The 16,791-nt window shown below is 60.2% G+C and carries 16 protein-coding genes; 11 read left to right on the plus strand and 5 right to left on the minus strand.

Annotated elements, in window-relative coordinates; translation table 11 throughout:
- The first annotated feature begins 8 nt into the window (after positions 1-8).
- From atpD to glmU, 3 genes are all read left to right on the plus strand, one after another.
- On the plus strand, positions 9-1,397 hold the full coding sequence (gene atpD / locus ACB042_RS19825) for a F0F1 ATP synthase subunit beta (protein ID WP_005339344.1): 1,389 nt from the start codon (positions 9-11) through the stop codon (positions 1,395-1,397).
- Positions 1,398-1,415: 18 nt separating this feature from the next.
- The gene (locus tag ACB042_RS19830) at positions 1,416-1,844 is read left to right on the plus strand and encodes a F0F1 ATP synthase subunit epsilon (protein ID WP_005339345.1); all 429 of its coding nucleotides are present in this window, start codon (positions 1,416-1,418) and stop codon (positions 1,842-1,844) included.
- A 94-nt stretch (positions 1,845-1,938) separates the two neighbouring features.
- Positions 1,939-3,300, plus strand: coding sequence for a bifunctional UDP-N-acetylglucosamine diphosphorylase/glucosamine-1-phosphate N-acetyltransferase GlmU (gene glmU, locus ACB042_RS19835; RefSeq protein ID WP_371178977.1), 1,362 nt, complete (start codon positions 1,939-1,941; stop codon positions 3,298-3,300).
- A 51-nt stretch (positions 3,301-3,351) separates the two neighbouring features.
- On the opposite strand, the gene creD is transcribed toward glmU, so the two are convergent.
- The 4 genes from creD to blrA all read right to left on the minus strand — a co-directional run bounded on the left by creD (position 3,352) and on the right by blrA (position 7,812).
- Positions 3,352-4,722 carry a cell envelope integrity protein CreD gene (creD, locus tag ACB042_RS19840; protein WP_371178978.1) on the minus strand — a complete coding sequence of 457 codons (1,371 nt, stop codon included), beginning with the start codon at positions 4,720-4,722 and terminating at the stop codon, positions 3,352-3,354.
- Between the two features lie 121 nt (positions 4,723-4,843).
- The gene (gene blaOXA / locus ACB042_RS19845) at positions 4,844-5,638 is read right to left on the minus strand and encodes an OXA-12 family class D beta-lactamase (RefSeq protein WP_216960052.1); all 795 of its coding nucleotides are present in this window, start codon (positions 5,636-5,638) and stop codon (positions 4,844-4,846) included.
- Positions 5,639-5,719: 81 nt separating this feature from the next.
- Positions 5,720-7,141 (minus strand): beta-lactam sensor histidine kinase BlrB, encoded by a 1,422-nt coding sequence (blrB, locus tag ACB042_RS19850; RefSeq protein WP_371178979.1) that lies wholly within the window; start codon positions 7,139-7,141, stop codon positions 5,720-5,722.
- Complete coding sequence (blrA, locus tag ACB042_RS19855) at positions 7,138-7,812, minus strand: beta-lactam response regulator transcription factor BlrA (protein WP_013724228.1); 675 nt, start codon at positions 7,810-7,812, stop codon at positions 7,138-7,140. The genes blrB and blrA overlap by 4 nt, the downstream gene beginning before the upstream one ends.
- Before the next feature lie 122 nt (positions 7,813-7,934).
- On the opposite strand from blrA, the gene ACB042_RS19860 reads away from it, so the two are divergent.
- Together ACB042_RS19860 and glmS are read left to right on the plus strand one after the other, a co-directional pair.
- The gene (locus tag ACB042_RS19860; protein ID WP_005339356.1) at positions 7,935-8,708 is read left to right on the plus strand and encodes a DeoR/GlpR family DNA-binding transcription regulator; all 774 of its coding nucleotides are present in this window, start codon (positions 7,935-7,937) and stop codon (positions 8,706-8,708) included.
- A gap of 56 nt (positions 8,709-8,764) precedes the next feature.
- The gene (gene glmS / locus ACB042_RS19865) at positions 8,765-10,597 is read left to right on the plus strand and encodes a glutamine--fructose-6-phosphate transaminase (isomerizing) (RefSeq protein WP_371178980.1); all 1,833 of its coding nucleotides are present in this window, start codon (positions 8,765-8,767) and stop codon (positions 10,595-10,597) included.
- Between the two features lie 58 nt (positions 10,598-10,655).
- On the opposite strand, the gene ACB042_RS19870 is transcribed toward glmS, so the two are convergent.
- Positions 10,656-11,432 carry a LuxR family transcriptional regulator gene (locus tag ACB042_RS19870; RefSeq protein WP_005357256.1) on the minus strand — a complete coding sequence of 259 codons (777 nt, stop codon included), beginning with the start codon at positions 11,430-11,432 and terminating at the stop codon, positions 10,656-10,658.
- Between the two features lie 210 nt (positions 11,433-11,642).
- On the opposite strand from ACB042_RS19870, the gene ACB042_RS19875 reads away from it, so the two are divergent.
- From ACB042_RS19875 to ACB042_RS19900, 6 genes are read left to right on the plus strand one after another with little or no spacing between them, the layout of a single operon-like run.
- Positions 11,643-12,404, plus strand: a complete 762-nt coding sequence (locus tag ACB042_RS19875; protein ID WP_371178981.1) for a DUF3450 domain-containing protein — start codon at positions 11,643-11,645, stop codon at positions 12,402-12,404.
- On the plus strand, positions 12,401-13,705 hold the full coding sequence (locus ACB042_RS19880) for a MotA/TolQ/ExbB proton channel family protein (protein WP_371178982.1): 1,305 nt from the start codon (positions 12,401-12,403) through the stop codon (positions 13,703-13,705). The genes ACB042_RS19875 and ACB042_RS19880 overlap by 4 nt, the downstream gene beginning before the upstream one ends.
- On the plus strand, positions 13,702-14,232 hold the full coding sequence (locus ACB042_RS19885; RefSeq protein WP_005339367.1) for a MotA/TolQ/ExbB proton channel family protein: 531 nt from the start codon (positions 13,702-13,704) through the stop codon (positions 14,230-14,232). Before ACB042_RS19880 ends, ACB042_RS19885 begins: the two co-directional genes overlap by 4 nt.
- Positions 14,229-14,630 (plus strand): biopolymer transporter ExbD, encoded by a 402-nt coding sequence (locus tag ACB042_RS19890; RefSeq protein WP_005339369.1) that lies wholly within the window; start codon positions 14,229-14,231, stop codon positions 14,628-14,630. Before ACB042_RS19885 ends, ACB042_RS19890 begins: the two co-directional genes overlap by 4 nt.
- The gene (locus ACB042_RS19895; protein ID WP_042082291.1) at positions 14,627-15,289 is read left to right on the plus strand and encodes an energy transducer TonB; all 663 of its coding nucleotides are present in this window, start codon (positions 14,627-14,629) and stop codon (positions 15,287-15,289) included. Before ACB042_RS19890 ends, ACB042_RS19895 begins: the two co-directional genes overlap by 4 nt.
- 2 nt (positions 15,290-15,291) lie before the next feature.
- Entirely contained in the window at positions 15,292-16,470 is a 1,179-nt protein-coding gene (locus ACB042_RS19900; protein ID WP_371178983.1) for a hypothetical protein, read from the plus strand.
- Positions 16,471-16,791 lie beyond the last annotated feature (321 nt).

A 16,791-nucleotide genomic window follows, 5' to 3' on the forward strand; every position in this document is an offset into this window, starting at 1 on the left:
GATTTGACATGAGTAACGGTTTCATCGTCCAAATCATCGGCGCTGTGGTGGACATCGAGTTCCCGCAGAATGCCGTGCCCCAGGTGTACGATGCACTGAAGGTCGTTAGCGAAGGTCAAGGCCAGGGTCTGGTGCTGGAAGTTCAGCAACAGATCGGTGGCGGCGTCGTTCGTTGCATCACCATGGGCTCCTCCGACGGTCTGCGTCGTGGGTTGGAAGTAGTGAATAGCGGTAAATCCATCCAGGTTCCGGTCGGTACTGCGACTCTGGGTCGGATCATGAACGTACTGGGCGAGCCAATCGACGAAAAAGGTCCGATCGGTGAAGAAGAGTGCTGGTCTATCCACCGCGCTGCCCCCAGCTACGAAGATCAGTCCAACAGCAACGATCTGCTGGAAACAGGCATCAAGGTTATCGACCTGGTATGCCCGTTCGCCAAGGGTGGTAAAGTTGGTCTGTTCGGTGGTGCCGGTGTAGGCAAAACCGTAAACATGATGGAGCTGATCCGTAACATCGCGATCGAGCACAGTGGTTACTCTGTGTTTGCCGGTGTAGGTGAGCGTACCCGTGAGGGTAACGACTTCTACCACGAGATGATGGAGTCCAACGTACTGGACAAAGTATCTCTGGTTTACGGTCAGATGAACGAGCCGCCCGGAAACCGTCTGCGCGTTGCGCTGACCGGCCTGACCATGGCCGAGAAGTTCCGTGACGAAGGTCGTGACGTACTGTTCTTCGTAGATAACATCTACCGTTACACCCTGGCCGGTACTGAAGTATCCGCACTGCTGGGCCGTATGCCTTCCGCAGTAGGTTACCAGCCGACCCTGGCCGAGGAGATGGGTGTTCTGCAAGAACGTATCACCTCCACCAAGACCGGTTCCATCACCTCCGTACAGGCCGTTTACGTTCCTGCGGATGACTTGACTGACCCGTCTCCGGCGACCACCTTCGCCCACCTGGATGCGACTGTCGTACTGTCCCGTCAAATCGCGGCACTGGGTATCTACCCGGCCGTTGACCCGCTGGACTCTACCTCTCGTCAGCTGGATCCGCTGGTGGTTGGCAAAGAGCACTACGAGACCGCTCGTGGCGTTCAGACCGTACTGCAGCGCTACAAAGAGCTGAAGGACATCATCGCCATCCTGGGTATGGATGAACTGTCAGAAGAAGACAAACTGACCGTAGCCCGTGCCCGTAAGATCGAGCGTTTCCTGTCCCAGCCGTTCTTCGTAGCAGAAGTGTTTACCGGTTCTCCGGGTAAATACGTGCCGCTGAAAGAGACCATTCGTGGTTTCCAGGGCATCCTGAAAGGCGAGTATGACGATCTGCCCGAGCAGGCGTTCTACATGGTTGGCGGTATCGACGAAGTCGTCGAGAAATCCAAGAAACTGTAAGCCTCGACAGGAGGGCCCATGGCAGAGATGATCTCCTTTCACCTGGACGTGGTGAGCGCCGAAGGAAAACTGTTTTCCGGTCGCGTGCAATCCGCTCAGGTATCAGGCTCCGAAGGTGAGTTGGGTCTCCGCCACGGTCATGCTCCGTTGCTGACTGCCATCAAGCCGGGCCTGGTCCGCTTGGTGAAGCAGAACGGAACTGAAGAGGTGCTGTACATCTCCGGCGGTATGCTGGAAGTACAACCTGAATCCGTGACCGTGCTGGCGGACACCGCGATTCGTGCTGACGACTTGGATGAGGCGAAAGCCCAGGAAGCCAAGCGCGCAGCCGAAGAGCGGATCCACAGCTCCCATGGTGATATCGACTACGCCCAGGCCGCCACCGAGCTGGCCAAGGCGATGGCTCAACTGCGAGTCATCGATATCGTCAAAAAGAATTACCGCTAATAACGGTGATGTAAAAAGCGACCTTCGGGTCGCTTTTTTTTTACCCGTTGGATAGACTCCGCCGAGTATTTCCTCATGTTCCAAAGGTCAATTTATGTCCCTCAACGTCGTGATCCTGGCGGCGGGTAAAGGTACCCGCATGCGTTCTTCCCTGCCCAAGGTACTCCACCCGGTAGCCAACAAACCCATGGTTTCCCATGTGATCGATACTGCCCGTCAGGTTGGTGCCGAGCAGCTGCATCTGGTCTATGGCCACGGTGCCGAACTGCTGAAAGAGCGGATCGTGGCGGCCGATGTGAACTGGGTGCTGCAGGCGCAACAGCTGGGGACTGGTCACGCCGTCGCCCAAGCCATCCCGTTTTGGAAGGATGAAGACGACGTGCTGGTGCTCTACGGCGATACCCCGCTGATCCAGCCCGAGACCTTGCAGCGACTGCTGGCTGCCAAGGCTGAAAACGGGATGGCACTGCTGACCGTGGTGCTGGACAACCCCACCGGCTATGGCCGTATCGTCCGTGAAAACGGTCAGGTAGTCGGTATCGTCGAGCAGAAGGATGCCAATGCCGAACAGCTGGCGATCCGCGAGGTGAACACCGGCGTGCTGGTGGCCAACGGCGGTCAGCTGCGCAGCTGGCTAGCCCGTCTGGACAACAAGAATGCCCAGGGCGAATTCTACCTGACCGACGTGATCGCCATGGCGCACGGCGATGGCTGTCCGATCGCGGCGGTCCATCCGGAGCGTGCCGCCGAGGTGGAAGGGGCCAACAACCGGGTCCAGCTGGCTGCCCTTGAACGCAGCTACCAGCAGATGCAGGCCGAGAAGCTGATGATCGCCGGTGCCACCCTGATTGACCCTGCCCGCTTCGATCTGCGCGGAACCCTCGAGATCGGTGAAGAGGTGGTGATCGACGTCAACGTGATTATCGAAGGCAAGGTAACCCTCGGCAACCACGTCCGTATTGGTGCCGGTGCCGTGCTGAAGGATTGTGTTATTGGCGATCACACCGAAGTGAAGCCCTACTCCATCGTTGAAGGGGCTCAGGTGGCGGATCAGTGCTCGGTCGGCCCGTTTGCCCGTCTGCGCCCGGGTGCCGTGCTGGAGCAGGATGCCCACGTCGGCAACTTCGTCGAGATGAAGAAGGCTCGTTTGGGGGTTGGTTCCAAGTGCGGTCATTTGACCTATCTGGGTGATGCCGAGATCGGAGCCGGGGTAAATATCGGTGCTGGTACCATCACCTGCAACTACGACGGGGTCAACAAATTCCAGACCATCATCGAGGATGATGTGTTCGTCGGTTCCGATACCCAGCTGGTGGCGCCGGTGCGCATCGGCAAGGGGGCGACTCTGGGGGCGGGTTCTACCATCACCAAGGATGTGGCCGAGAACGAGCTGGTGATCACTCGGGTGCCCCAGCGCCACATCAAGAACTGGGCTCGCCCGGTCAAGAAGAAGTGATGCCCGATCAATAAAATAGAACCGGCGCCTGATGGCGCCGGTTTTTTTGGCTTATGACTTATGGCTGGTGTCACTGGTTGATGACTGGGGGGCCGCCCATGTGGTGGCGGCGGCGCTGTAGTCCATCACCTGATACCAGTCGAGCTTGCGGGTCAGCAACATGATCAGTGCCAGAGTGGCGAACAGCAGCAGGGCGCCGAGCAGCAGGGCAATCTCTTCGGCCTGCAGCAGGCTGTAGAGGATGGCATAGACCAGCCCGAGCAGCGCTGCGAAGCCGATCCCCTTTTTCGGGCCACCCAGCACATGACTGAGGTAGAAGCCGTTGAGCAGCACGCTGGCCAGCGCGGCTACCAGATAGGCCCAGCCAAAGCCGAGGTGCTCGGTCAGGGCCAGCAGCACCAGATAGAAAATGGCCAGCCCCATGCCCACCAGCGCGTACTGGATCGGGTGAACCCGCAGCCCCTTGAGCAGCTCGAACATGAAGAAGCTGATAAAGGTGAGACCGATGAAGAGCAGAGCATACTTGGCCGCCCGTTCGTTGAGCTGATAGTGATCCACCGGCTGCACCAGACTGACGCTGAAGGTGGAGAGATTGCTATCGCCCCCGTTCATCATCCGGTTGAAGCGGGTCTCCATGTCGCTGGCGAACCAGCTGGTTTGCCAGTTGGCCTCAAACCCTTGTGGGCTCAGGGTGCGACTGCCCGGCAGAAAGTCACCGATAAAGTTGGGGTGGGGCCAGTTGCCCGCCAGCTGCAGGGTGCTCTCCTTGCCCAGCGGCACTATGTCGAGGGTATTCATCCCCTGCAGATTGAGCTCCAGATGGAAGGTGCCATCCTGTTGCGGCAGGCTGTCGAGCGGGGCATGGATACCCGCGAGCGCATCACCGAGGCGGGCACCGGGGGCAAACGGGATCCGCTGTGTGCCGAGCTGCAGTTCGGGGACGCTGTTGATACCGCGGGCATCGGAGAGCACCAGGCTCAGGTAGGGTTTGCCTGCCACCAGCTCGCTATCCCCGGCGAGCGGCGCGCTCTCTTGTAGTTGAGCGGCTGTCGGCAAACGGCCGGAGAGGGAGAGCCGGGTCTGATAGACCTGCGCCTGATAGATGCCCAGCTTGCGCGGGGTCACCTCCATGTTGGCCCTGATGTCCAGTTGCTCCGGCAGCAGGTAGCGGTAGATCTGCTCCTGACGGACGAAGCGCTTGCCCTCCTGCTCGACCGTCACCGAACGGGTATAGGGCTGCACGATAATGGGCCCCATCAGTCGTTGCGGGCCGCTGCTGCTGGCCATGATGCTGTGAATGGCCTGACTGCGGTAAGCCTGACGCTCCCGGTTCAGCTCCATGATGGATTGCACCGGCACCATCAACAGCAGGCTGAGCAACAGCAGCAGAAATATCTTGTGGGTGAATATCTGTTTGACCATGACACGTCTCCTTGTTTGATGGAGTGAGTCTGTCAGTCCGGCGTGAAGTGGTGATGGGCTTGTGTGAAGTGGTGGTGAAGGGGGATAAAAAAAACCGGCATTGCGCCGGTTTCTGGAGGAATTACAGGGTCTTCAGCTTCCCGGGCAATGCGGCCAGCACCTCTTCTTTCGCCTTGAGGGATGCGAACTGCTTGCCGGGCTTTTGCACCACGGTATGGACGAAGATCAGCTGTTTGCCCGGTTTGCTGGCCCAGCCGACGAACCAGCCGATCTGCTGATCACGGTTGAGGCTGCCATCCAGCTTCTTCGGGTAGCCCATGCCGGTTTTGCCGTGGATCTGCCAGCCGTCGATCTCGCTCACCTTGAGGATATTGGCGGTGTACTGCAGGGTCTGCGCCGAGACCGGCAGCTTGCCGCTCAGCATCTTGCCGAGGAAGCGGGCCTGCTCCTCCGGACTGATGGCGAGGCTGGAGCTGAGCCAGGCCTGGGTCAGGCCGTCATGTTTGCCCGGATTGCCGGAGAGATCCCGATTGCCGTAGTCGAAGCGGTCGACATATTGCTGGAAGCGCTCCATCCCCAGCCATTCGGTGAGCTGCTGGGAAAACCAGACCACCGAGTAGGTTTCCCAGCGGCGCGGGGTGGTGGTTTCACGCCAGGCGGGCAGCCAGCCATCGTAGCTCGGCTTGTAGGGCAGTGCCGGATGCTCTTCATCAACCAGATAGCCACTGTCGTAACCCATCAGCGCCAGCGGGATCTTGAAGGTGGACGCGGGCGGCAGCTGGCTAGAGCAGTCCCCTTCGCTGGAGAGGGTCTGGCCGTTGCCGTCAGCATAGAGAAAGCAGCCGCTGGCGGCGGAGGCAGGCAGGGCTGCGAGCAGACCGGCAGCCAGCAGGCTGGAGAGAAGCAGGCGGGACATAGCATTTCCTTGAGCAAATGGATGAGAGAAAGCGGCAGTCTAATGCCGCTTTGTGTGGGGAATGTGAAGTTGCAGGGGGGACTAGGTGAATGGCAGCCAGAGTTCCGCCAGCGCGCCTCCCTCTGGCCGGTTGCTCAGGGTCAGACGACCGCCATGCTGGTGGGCTACCTCATGGGCGAAGCTGAGCCCCAGACCACTGCTCTTGCCCTTGTCCGGGCGCGGCAGGGAGTAGAAGCGCTCGAAGATGCGCGGCAGGGCGTAGTCGGGAATGCCGGGGCCGCAGTCGGTGACTCGAAAACAGTAGCCCTCCTCCTGCTGGCTGCCGCTCAGGGTGACCTGCCCGTTGGCGGGAGAGAAGTCGATGGCGTTGTCTAGCAGGTTGCCGATGGCCTGCTCCACCAGCAGCGGATCCCACTTCTGTTTCGGCGCGCTGGCCAGCTCGGCCACCAACTCGACCTGACGGCGCTGGGCGATGATCTGGCGGGCGTCGAGGGTGCGCTTGCCCAGTTTCGCTGGCTCCACCGACTGGCGATCCAGCCCCTGCCCCGACTCCAGCCGCGCCAGTTGCAGCATTCTCTCGATCAGCTGCTGCATGCGGGCGGTTTCCAGATTGATGTTGCCGATAAACCGTTTGGCAACTTCGGGGGGCGGCGTTTCGGCCAAAATCTCCCCTGCCCCGCGAATGGCGGCCAGAGGGCTCTTCAGCTCGTGGGTCAGGCTGTGCACATAGGCTTCGATGTAGCTTTTGCCATCGAGCTGGTGGCGCATGGTCTCCAGCGAGCGGCCGAGCCGATCCAGCTCGACGGTGTGCAGCCGTGGCAGTGGTGCCGCCTCCCCCTTGCTGACCGAGTCGGCGTAGTGCACCAGCTTGCCGATGGCGCGGTTTAGCCACCACACCAGCAGGCTGCCGATCAGCAGCGAGATGAGCAGCATCTGGCCGCCGGCCCGCAGCAGCTCCTGTTCCCCGCGCTCGATGGCTGGCATCAGGGTGCGATTGGGTTTGGCGACGGTGAGGGAGCCGATGATCTCGGCCCCTTCCCGCAGCGGTGCCGCCACATACATGGTCGAGCTGGCGGCATCGTCGGGATCGGTGCGGGTGCTGCGGGCGCCATACTGGCCGCGCAGAGTGCGGTAGACATCGTTCCAGCGGGAATAATCCTTGCCCAGATCCGTGCCGTCGGAGTCGTAAATCACCATACCCTTCTGGTCAGTGACATAGATGCGGTACTCCGCCTGCTGCTTGAGGTGGCCGTCGATCATCGCATTGATGGGATTCTGGTTGAGGCGGGCGAAGGCGCTGGCCAACCGCCCGTTCATCATATTCCCCTCTTGCAGATCATCGAGGGCGAGCGGCGCCAGCAGCTGGGTCATGTCTACCAGAGTATCCTCGGTGGCGCTGCGCACCCCGGGTTTTATCTCCTCGACGAAGATCTCCAGCACGAACCAGGCGGCCAGCGCGAAGATCAGCAGCAGGCCGCACAGCAGTTGCAGTCCGAGTCTCATGCCAGCTCCAGGCTGTAGCCCAGCCCGCGGTGGGTGAGGATCAGGTTGGCCTCGGGATCATGTTCGCGCAGCTTGGCGCGGATGGTCTTGATGTGGGTATCGACGGTGCGATCCAGACTCTCCTCCGCATCCTGCCACACCAGATCCATCAGCTGTTGGCGGGAGTAGACCCGGCCCGGCGCAAGCATCAGGGTCTTGAGCAGCAGATATTCGTAGCGGGTGAGGGCCAGCGGTTGGCCGCGAAAATGGATGCGGGCCCGCTCCTCATCCAGCACCAGCAGGGCGCTGGGTTGGGGGGCGACGGGTTGGCTGCGGCGCAGAATGACCCGCACCCGGGCACACACTTCCCGTGGCGAGAAGGGTTTGGCCACATAGTCGTCGGCACCGATCTCCAGCCCGATCAGCCGGTCTATCTCCTCGCTGCGGGCGGTGAGGAACATCAGGGGGATATCGGTCAGCGCCCTCACCTGCTTGCAGAGTTCGAAGCCGCTGATGTCGGGCAGCCCCACATCGAGGATCAGGAAGTCGGGTCGCGTCTGTTCCAGTCGTGTCAGCAACTGCTGGCCCAGCATGAACCACTCCACCTCGAACCCATCGGTCTGCAGGGCGTAAATCAGGGTGTCGGCGATGCTGGCCTCATCCTCCACCAGCCAGATGACTCTCTTTTGCATGGCATCCTCGTCGCAAATTGGCACCCCATTCTGGCATCGAACCAAATCGGATCCTATTTGCTGTTTTATTTTTCCGAAAAAGGGGCTAATATTTCGATGTTCTTTCGAATCGAAACTTAAAAATGACCAAACGTAATACTCAACAACGCCGACACACCATAGTGACCCTGGTACAAGAGCAGGGTGAAGTGAGCGTCGACGCCCTTGCCAAACACTTTTCTACCTCCGAAGTGACCATCCGTAAAGATCTGGCTGTACTGGAGACCGGCGGTCTGCTGCTGCGTCGTTACGGTGGCGCCGTCCCCTTGCCGAGCGAGATGGTGGTCGAGGCCAATCCTGAACAAGTTTCGAACCGAAAGTTAGCCATTGCCCGTGCGGCGGCCGAGCGGCTGCGTGATCACAACCGCGTCATCATCGACAGCGGCAGCACCACCAGCGCCATGATCCCCATGCTGGGCAACAAGCGCGGCCTCATCGTGATGACCAACTCTCTCAATGTGGCCGGTGCCCTGCGCGAGCTGGAAAATGAGCCTACCCTGTTAATGACCGGTGGCACTTGGGACCCTCACTCCGAATCCTTCCAGGGGCAGGTGGCGGAACAGGTGCTGCGCTCCTACGACTTCGACCAGCTCTTTATCGGTGCCGACGGTATCGACCCGGAGCGTGGCACCACCACCTTCAACGAGCTGGTGGGCCTGTCGCGGGTCATGGCCGAGGTATCGCGGGAGGTCATTGTGATGGTCGAATCGGAAAAGATCGGCCGCAAGATCCCCAATCTCGAACTTCCCTGGTCGAGCATCCATACCTTGGTGACCGACGAGGGGCTGGCCAGCGAGGCCAGAGAACAGATTCAAGCCCAGGGGGTGACGCTTATCTGCGCCCCGGTCACTTGCTGACATCGAGCTCTGAACCATCCAACTGACTTTACGATTTGCATCTCAAGGAGAAGTGTATGTGTGGCATCGTCGGGGCTGTTGCCCAACGTGATGTGGCTGAAATTCTGGTAGAGGGCCTGCGCCGTCTGGAGTACCGCGGTTATGACTCAGCCGGTGTGGCCGTGTTCAGCGCCAACCAGCCGTTGCAGCGGGTTCGCCGTCTGGGCAAGGTGGCCGAGCTGGCCAAGGCGCTCGACGAGCAGTCCGTCCATGGTGGTACCGGCATCGCCCATACCCGCTGGGCCACTCACGGCGAGCCCTCCGAACGCAATGCTCACCCCCACGTCTCCGAGCATATCGTGGTGGTGCACAACGGCATTATCGAGAACCACGAAGAGCTGCGGGAAGAGTTGAAGGCGCTGGGCTATGTGTTCAGCTCCGACACCGATACCGAGGTGATTGCCCATTTGGTCCATCATGAGCTGAAGAGCGCCGGCAGCCTGCTGGCCGCCATGCAGACTGCGGTGAAGCAGCTGCGCGGTGCCTACGGTACCGTGGTGATGGACAGTCACGACGACAGCCGCGTGGTGGTTGCCCGTTCCGGTTCACCGCTGGTGATCGGCCGCGGTATCGGCGAGAACTTTATCGCCTCCGACCAGATGGCGCTGCTGCCGGTGACCCGCCGTTTCATCTTCCTGGAAGAGGGTGATGTGGCCGAAGTGACCCGCCGCGACGTGCACATCTTCGATACCAACGGCAACGCCGTGGTGCGCGAAGAGCAGGAGTCCGAACTCTCCCACGATGCCGGTGACAAGGGTGAATACCGTCACTACATGCTCAAGGAGATCCACGAGCAACCCAAAGCGATCACCAACACCCTGGAAGGGCGTCTGGGCAGCGATCACGTGGTGGTCGAATCGTTCGGCAACGGCGCGCGCGCCATCTTTGACAAGGTCGAGCACGTGCAGATCGTCGCCTGTGGCACCTCCTATCACTCCGGCATGGTGGCTCGCTACTGGTTCGAAGAGATCGCTGGCGTCTCCTGCGATGTGGAGATCGCCTCCGAGTTCCGCTATCGCAAATCGGTAGTGCGCCCCAACAGCCTGCTGGTGACCCTCTCCCAGAGTGGCGAGACCGCCGATACCCTGGCGGCGCTGCGTCTGGCCAAGGAATCCGGCTACATGAGCTCGCTGGCTATCTGCAACGTGCCGGGCTCCTCGCTGGTGCGTGAATCGGATCTGGCCTTTATGACCCGTGCCGGTGCCGAGATCGGCGTAGCCTCCACCAAGGCGTTCACCACCCAGCTGGCTGGCCTGCTGATGCTGGTGGCCTCGGTCGGTCACTGCCGTGGCCACCTGAGCGCAGCCGCCGAAGCCGAACTGGTCAAGGCGCTGCAAGCCCTGCCGCTGCGTATTAAAGAGAGCCTGGCGCTGGCCAAGGATATCGAAACTCTGGCCGAAGAGTTTGCCGACAAGCAGCACAGCCTGTTCCTCGGCCGTGGCAGCCAGTACCCCATTGCCATGGAAGGGGCACTCAAGCTCAAAGAGATCTCCTATATCCACGCCGAAGCTTACGCCGCTGGCGAACTGAAGCACGGCCCGCTGGCGCTGATCGATGCCGAAATGCCCATCATTGTGGTGGCGCCGAACAACGATCTGCTGGAGAAGCTCAAGTCCAACGTGGAAGAGGTGCGCGCCCGTGGCGGTATCCTCTACGTGTTCGCCGATGCCGACACCGGCTTCAAGAGCGACGAGACCATGCGGGTTATGAACCTCAACCACGTGGAAGAGGTGATCGCTCCCATCGTCTATACCGTGCCGCTGCAGCTGCTCTCCTACCACGTTGCCCTGATCAAGGGCACTGACGTGGACCAGCCGCGCAACTTGGCAAAATCGGTGACCGTTGAGTAAGTCACTCTCTCAAATGAAAAAGAGCCGCAATTGCGGCTCTTTTTGTTTCGGCTGAGGGTTACGACAGCCGCAGGTTGGTGATGGTGACCTCGTCGAGGGAGGGCACTATGATGCCGCTGGTGATCCCCTTGGCGATGGCCTGACTGCGGTTCTTTGAGTCGGTCTTGTTGGTCACCTGGGTCAGGTGAAAGTTGACCGTCCGCTCACTGATGCCGAGGATGGTGGCGATCTCCCAGGAGGTCTTGCCCTCGCTGGCCCAGAACAGGCACTCCTTCTCCCGATCCGACAGTTCGGTCAGGTATTTCATCATATCCGGTCTGCTTTTTATCAGTTGCAGCGCGGAGTTGAAGATGTAGCTGGCGCAGAACGACAGCAGCGGGACATTTTCAAACATCAGGTCGGAGTTGGATTTCTCCTTGGTGATGAATGAGAGGATGCCGTGCTCCCCCTGCGGTGTGTGCAGCGGAAAGGAGACGCCATTGCGTACCCCGAAATCGGCGGCCAGGTTCATCACGTCGCGGCTGGCGCTGGGCAGCCAGGGAGAGTCGCAGTCGAGCTTGTTCCAGAAGATCGGCTGGGTCTGTTTCAACCCCAGATAGACCACCGGATCCTGGGTCAGATACTGGTTTTCGCTGTAGGCGTCAAACCAGGTGGTCGGACAGTTGTTGAACAGTGCCACGTGGGATTTTTGCATGCTGATGGGGAAAATAATCAGCAGCCGAAAGTAATCAAAGCCCATTTGATGACTGAAGCGCTCCAGCAGTTGCTGGATATCGCTGGTTTTTGTTGCCTTGGTGAACTTGTCGATATGTTCCCAGATCGCATCGTTGAGCATTACTTTCTCCTTTTTCGATCTCTATCACACTGATCGAAAAGATTTTTTATCGTTATTTATATTTGTGCGGTGGCTATTGGAGCCACTTATTCCGTGCGTGCTTAAAAATTATCCTGTTTTTGTGCATAAAGGCCAAGAAAATCCTCTCGTTGCCAGTCCGCCCTGCATTTGAGATAATGATAATGGTTATCATTAGTAAGATGTATTTCAATGAACAAATTATGGGGTGTGGCCCTGCTGCCACTGTCAGTCCACTTTGCAGCCATCGGGGATGAGCTGGTTGCTCCCGCCCTCAAGAACAGCATAGCTGCCGGGAAAGCCTCCCAGCAGCGGGTGGAAAAAGCCGCCGATGCCGCCGTTGCCGCACGACTGGAGCTGCAAAATGCCCAGCTTCAACTACGCGACCTCGAAGCCTACAACCGCTACATGCAATCTCTGGTGGCCGATCAGCAAAATGAGCTGGGTAAATTGAGCCAGCAGCTGGAAGCGGTGCAAGAGACCCGTCAGGGCTTGATTCCGCTGATGTTGCAGATGCAGGCAGATCTGGAACAGCTGGTGCAAAACGACATCCCGCTGCGCAAGGAAGATCGGCTGGCGCGGGTTGAACAGTTGAAAGCGACCCTGGCCCGTGCAGACGTTAGCGAGGCAGAGAAATTCCGTCAGCTGCTGCAGGCCTATCAGATTGAAGCCGAATACGGCAGCCGGATGGACAGCTATTCCGCCGAGCTGGAGCTGGATGGTGCTCCGCGTCGGGTCGATGTGCTGGCGCTGGGTCGGGTCTCCCTGCTGGCAATGACGGCCGATCGCAGTCAGGCATGGCGCTGGTCTGCCGAGTCTAAGCAGTGGCAAGCCCTCGACAGCCAGTGGCTCTCCCCTATCGCCGAGGCGATGGATGTGGCCGCCGACAAGAAAGTTCCCCAGTTGCTCAATCTCCCCCTCTCTGTCAGCCGTAGTCAGGAGGCCCAATCATGAGAGTCACCATGAAGTGGTTCCCCCTCCTTATTGCTCTCTCCTGCGGTGCCAATGCCGCTGTCGCTGATGAGTGGCAGCAGCAGGAACAGGCTCGTGAACAGCAGGCTCAGCAAGATCTGGCGACCGTTGCCAAGGAGCTCGGCGCTGCCCGCGCCAGACTGGCCGAGGCCCAGCGCTTGAGCAAGGAGCTGGCTGGCAAGTTCGCCAGCAACGAGAAGCAGCTGGTCGAGCTTAACGCCCAGTGGGAGCAAGCCTCCGGCGACATGAACGAGATCTTCGCGGTCACCCGTCAGGGCGCCAGCGATGCGGTCAAGCTGCTGAGCGAATCCGCCGTCGAGGGCCAGTACCCGGAACGTCTCGCCCCGCTGAAAGCCATGGCACAGGATAAACAGGTGCCGGATCGCGCCGCCCTCGCCCTGCTGCCCGCCACGCTGCTGCAGGAGATCCGCGAATCTGGCCGGATTGCCCAGTTCAACGGCAAGGTGCTCGATGCCCAGGGGGCTGCCAGCGAGCAGTCGCTGACCCGGGTTGGCAGTTTTGCCCTGCTGGGGAGCGAAGGCTTCCTGCAACCGACCGCCGAAGGCTTGAGCCCGGTACTGGGTCTGCCCGGTAGCGTGCTCTCTGCCGTTGCGGCTTATCAGGGTCAGGAAGGGGAAGCGCTGCCGCTGGATCCTTCGCATGGCACTCTGCTGGCGATGCTGGCACAGGCGCCCACCTTCTGGCAGCAGGTACAACAAGGTGGTCAGGTCGGCGCCATTATCGTGCTGTTGGCCGCCATCGGTTTGGGTATCGCTGCGGTACGGCTGTGGAGCCTCTCCCGCGAACTGGGTCGGGTGCGCCGCCAGCTCAAGAGCGGCGAGTATCACGCCGACAACGCCCTCGGCCGGGTGCTGACGGTGGCAGACAAACACCCCGAGCTGAGCATGGAGACCCTCGAGCTGCGTCTTGATGAGGCGATCCTGCAGGAGACCCCTCGCATGGAGCGCGGCATCGGCATGGTCAAGGTAATCGCGGCCATCGCCCCCATGCTGGGTCTGCTCGGTACCGTAACCGGGATGATCGGCACCTTCCAGGCCATCACCCAGTTTGGTACCGGCGATCCCAAGATCATGGCTGGCGGCATCTCCATGGCGCTGGTTACCACGGTACAGGGTCTGGTTGCGGCCATTCCGCTGATCCTGGCCCACAGCCTGCTGCAATCGCGCTTCACCGAGCTCTCCAATGTGCTGGAGCAGCAAGTAGCCGGCATTCTGGCCGAGCGCGCCGAGAGCAATAACGGCGGGATGGAGCGAGCAGCATGATGCTCGACATCTGGCAACAGCTGCAGAGTTTCATGGGCCGTGGCGGCCCTGTGCTCTGGGTCATTTTGGCCCTGCTGGTGCTGATGTGGATTTTGATGATCGAACGGCTGCTCTACCTCAATCTGGGTTTCGGCCCGTTGCAGCAACAGCTGCTCGGTCGCTGGCAGGCCCGCAGCGAGCGCCACAGCTGGCACGCCCGGGCGATCCGCAGCCGCTGGCTGGCGCAGGCGGAGCTGGAACTGAACCGTCATCTGATCTTCATCCGCACCCTGGTGGTGCTCTGTCCCATGCTGGGGTTGCTGGGCACCGTGACCGGCATGATCGGCGTATTCGATGCGTTGGCTGCGGCCAACCGCTTTAACCCGGAGAGCATGGCGGGCGGGATCTCCCGCGCCACCATCCCCACCATGGCAGGCATGGTGGTGGCGCTCTCCGGCGTGTTGTTACTCAGTCGGCTCGAGAGTCAGGCCAAGCGTGCGCTGGCCAAGACCCGGGACGGCCTGCGAGAAGAGAAGGTAATGCAATGAGACGGCAATCCAAACGCCAGCGTGACGAAGTGCAGATCGACATGACCCCCATGCTGGATATCGTGTTCATCATGCTGATCTTCTTTATTGTCACCACCTCCTTTGTGCGCGAAGCCGGGCTCGAGGTACACAGACCCCAGGCCAGTCAGGCCAAGGCGCAGAAATCCTCCAGCATCATGTTGGCGATCGGGGCTCAGGGTCAGATCTTCCTCGACCGCAAGCAGATCGATGTGGAGCGGGTACAGGCCACCATCGCCCGTCTGCTGGCGGAGCAGCCCGATGCCAGCCTGGTGATCCAGGCCGACGAGCGAGTGCCCCATGGCAAGGTGGTGCGGGTGATGGATGAGGCCAAGGCGGCGGGTATCGCCAATATCGCCGTGGCGGTGGCGCCAAAATGAAATACAAGCTGATGAGCCTGGGGCTGGGGATCGCCCTCAGTCTGGGCATCCTGCTGTTCATGGCCACGCTGGTTGAACCGCCCCGGGGCGAGAAGGTGGCGAGCGAACAGAAGCCCATCGTCATCAATATGCAGAACGAGGTGACCGAGGTGCAGGTACGCGAGCGTCCGGTACCGCAGGAACCTGAACCTCTGCCAGAGCCTCCTGCGGCATTGGCCTCCGCACCGCTGCCGATGCCTGCCGCGGCCCCCTTGGCGGCCGTTGAGCCGAGTCTGGATCTGGTCTCCAGCCTCAGCGCGGTGCAGGTCTATGCCCCCGGTGTGGCGACCAGTACCGCACCGGTATTGAGTGGCAACTACCACGGCCAGCAGCAGGGTGCGGGTATCGGCGCAGGTGACATGCTGATGCCGTTGCAACGGATCGAGCCGGTCTACCCCTATCGTGCCCAACAGTCAGGGATCGAAGGTTTTGTCACTCTGCGCTTTAGCGTGAATGCGGAAGGTGGCGTGCAGGATGTGGAAGTGGTCGAGGCCAAACCCAAGCGTCAGTTCGAGCGGGCGGCCATTCAGGCGATCAACAAGTGGCGCTATCAGCCGAGACCGGGCGCTACCGACAAGCTGGTGCAAGTCATCACGCTCAAATTCAAACTGGAGTCATAACTATGTTGCGGATCTGGATCTGTCTGCTTGCCCTGGTCGGCCAAGCCTGTCTGGCGATGGAGGTCAGCCCTCACTTCTCCCGTCAGCTTGAACCCGTGATGAAGCTCTATCAGTCCGGTCAGTGGCAACAAGCCCAGAGCAAGGCGTCCGGCCTCAGGCCAAATAGCGATGCCGAGCGTGCCTGGCTGGCGCAGTTGCAAGCCTCGCTGGCGGCAAACCTGCAACAGACCGCCCAGGCGAGCCGCTACGTCGAACAGGCCCTTGCCTATAAAGAGTGGCCCGAGCAGCAACAGCTCCAACTGTTGCGACTGCGCGGCGATATTCAGGCCCAGCAATCCAACTGGTCTGGCGCCATCGCCAGCTACAAGGCGGCACTGGCACTCAAACAAGACGATGGGCTGCGCCTGCGTCTGGCCGGCCTCTATTACCACAACAAGCAGTACGGTGACGCTGCCAGCCAGAGCGAACAGCTGTTGAAGAAGGGTTGGCAGAAGCAGGCCGCCATCATTCGTCTCTCCGCCCTCACCGCTCAGCAACGTTATGGCGTGGCGGCCGATCAGGCGGCTGAGTTGATCAGCCACGAACCCAAAGAGAGCAAATGGTGGCAGCAGGCGGTATCGCTCAACCTCTCCGCCAAACGCGGCGATCAGGCGTTGGCATTGCTGCAAACTGCCATCGACAGAAAACTGATGGATGATGCGTCTGCCCGCAATCAGCTGATCCGCCTCTATGCCTGGCAAGGGCTGCCTTATCGTGGGGCCCGTCTGCTGGAGGCGGCCATGGCCAAGGGACAGATGAAGCAAAGTGCTGAAAACCGCCAACTGCTGGCCCAATTGTGGGAAGGTGCCCGGGAGTGGTCACAAGCGGTCGATAGCTGGCAGCTGCTCGCCAACCAGCACGGTCAGCCCAAAGCCGCCATGCGCGCCGCCGAACTGCTGCTGCAACAGGGCAAGACTGATGCTGCCATGACCCAGCTCGCTGCCATCAAGTCGGTGAAGGGCGAGCAAGGCAATCGCGCCAAAGCGTTGCTGGTGCAGGCACACCTTAATAAGGAGCAGTATGCCCAGGCGCTGGAACTGGCCCGTGAGCTGCAGCAACAGGATAACTGGCAGCAGAAGGCAACCAGCTGGGTCAACTATATCCGGGCACAAAGCGAAGAGTTGAGCAAAAAAGCGGCGTAAAAGAGATGCCAAGGGGTTGTTTTGGGGTGTTCAGTTCGCTTTTTCAGCAAACGAACTCATTTTTGCAAAAAGCCCTTGTCATCCCGGCGCGGCTCCCTATAATGCGCCCCTACCAGCACGGCGGAACACGCCGAACTGATGAGCCAGCTTCCTTGTGAAGCCGGTGCCGAAAGAAAAGCGAAAACAATCGCTTGACTTTCGAAGTGAGAGGCGTAATATGCGCCTCCTCAGCGCGACAAGCGTGACGCTCTTTAACAATTTGAATCAAGCAATCTGTGTGGGCACTCACAGCATCGAACATCAAAAACAATTTTTGATTTT

It is taken from the genome of Aeromonas sp. S13(2024), from assembly GCF_041402405.1.
In the GTDB taxonomy this organism is placed as follows: Bacteria; Pseudomonadota; Gammaproteobacteria; order Enterobacterales; family Aeromonadaceae; genus Aeromonas; species Aeromonas veronii.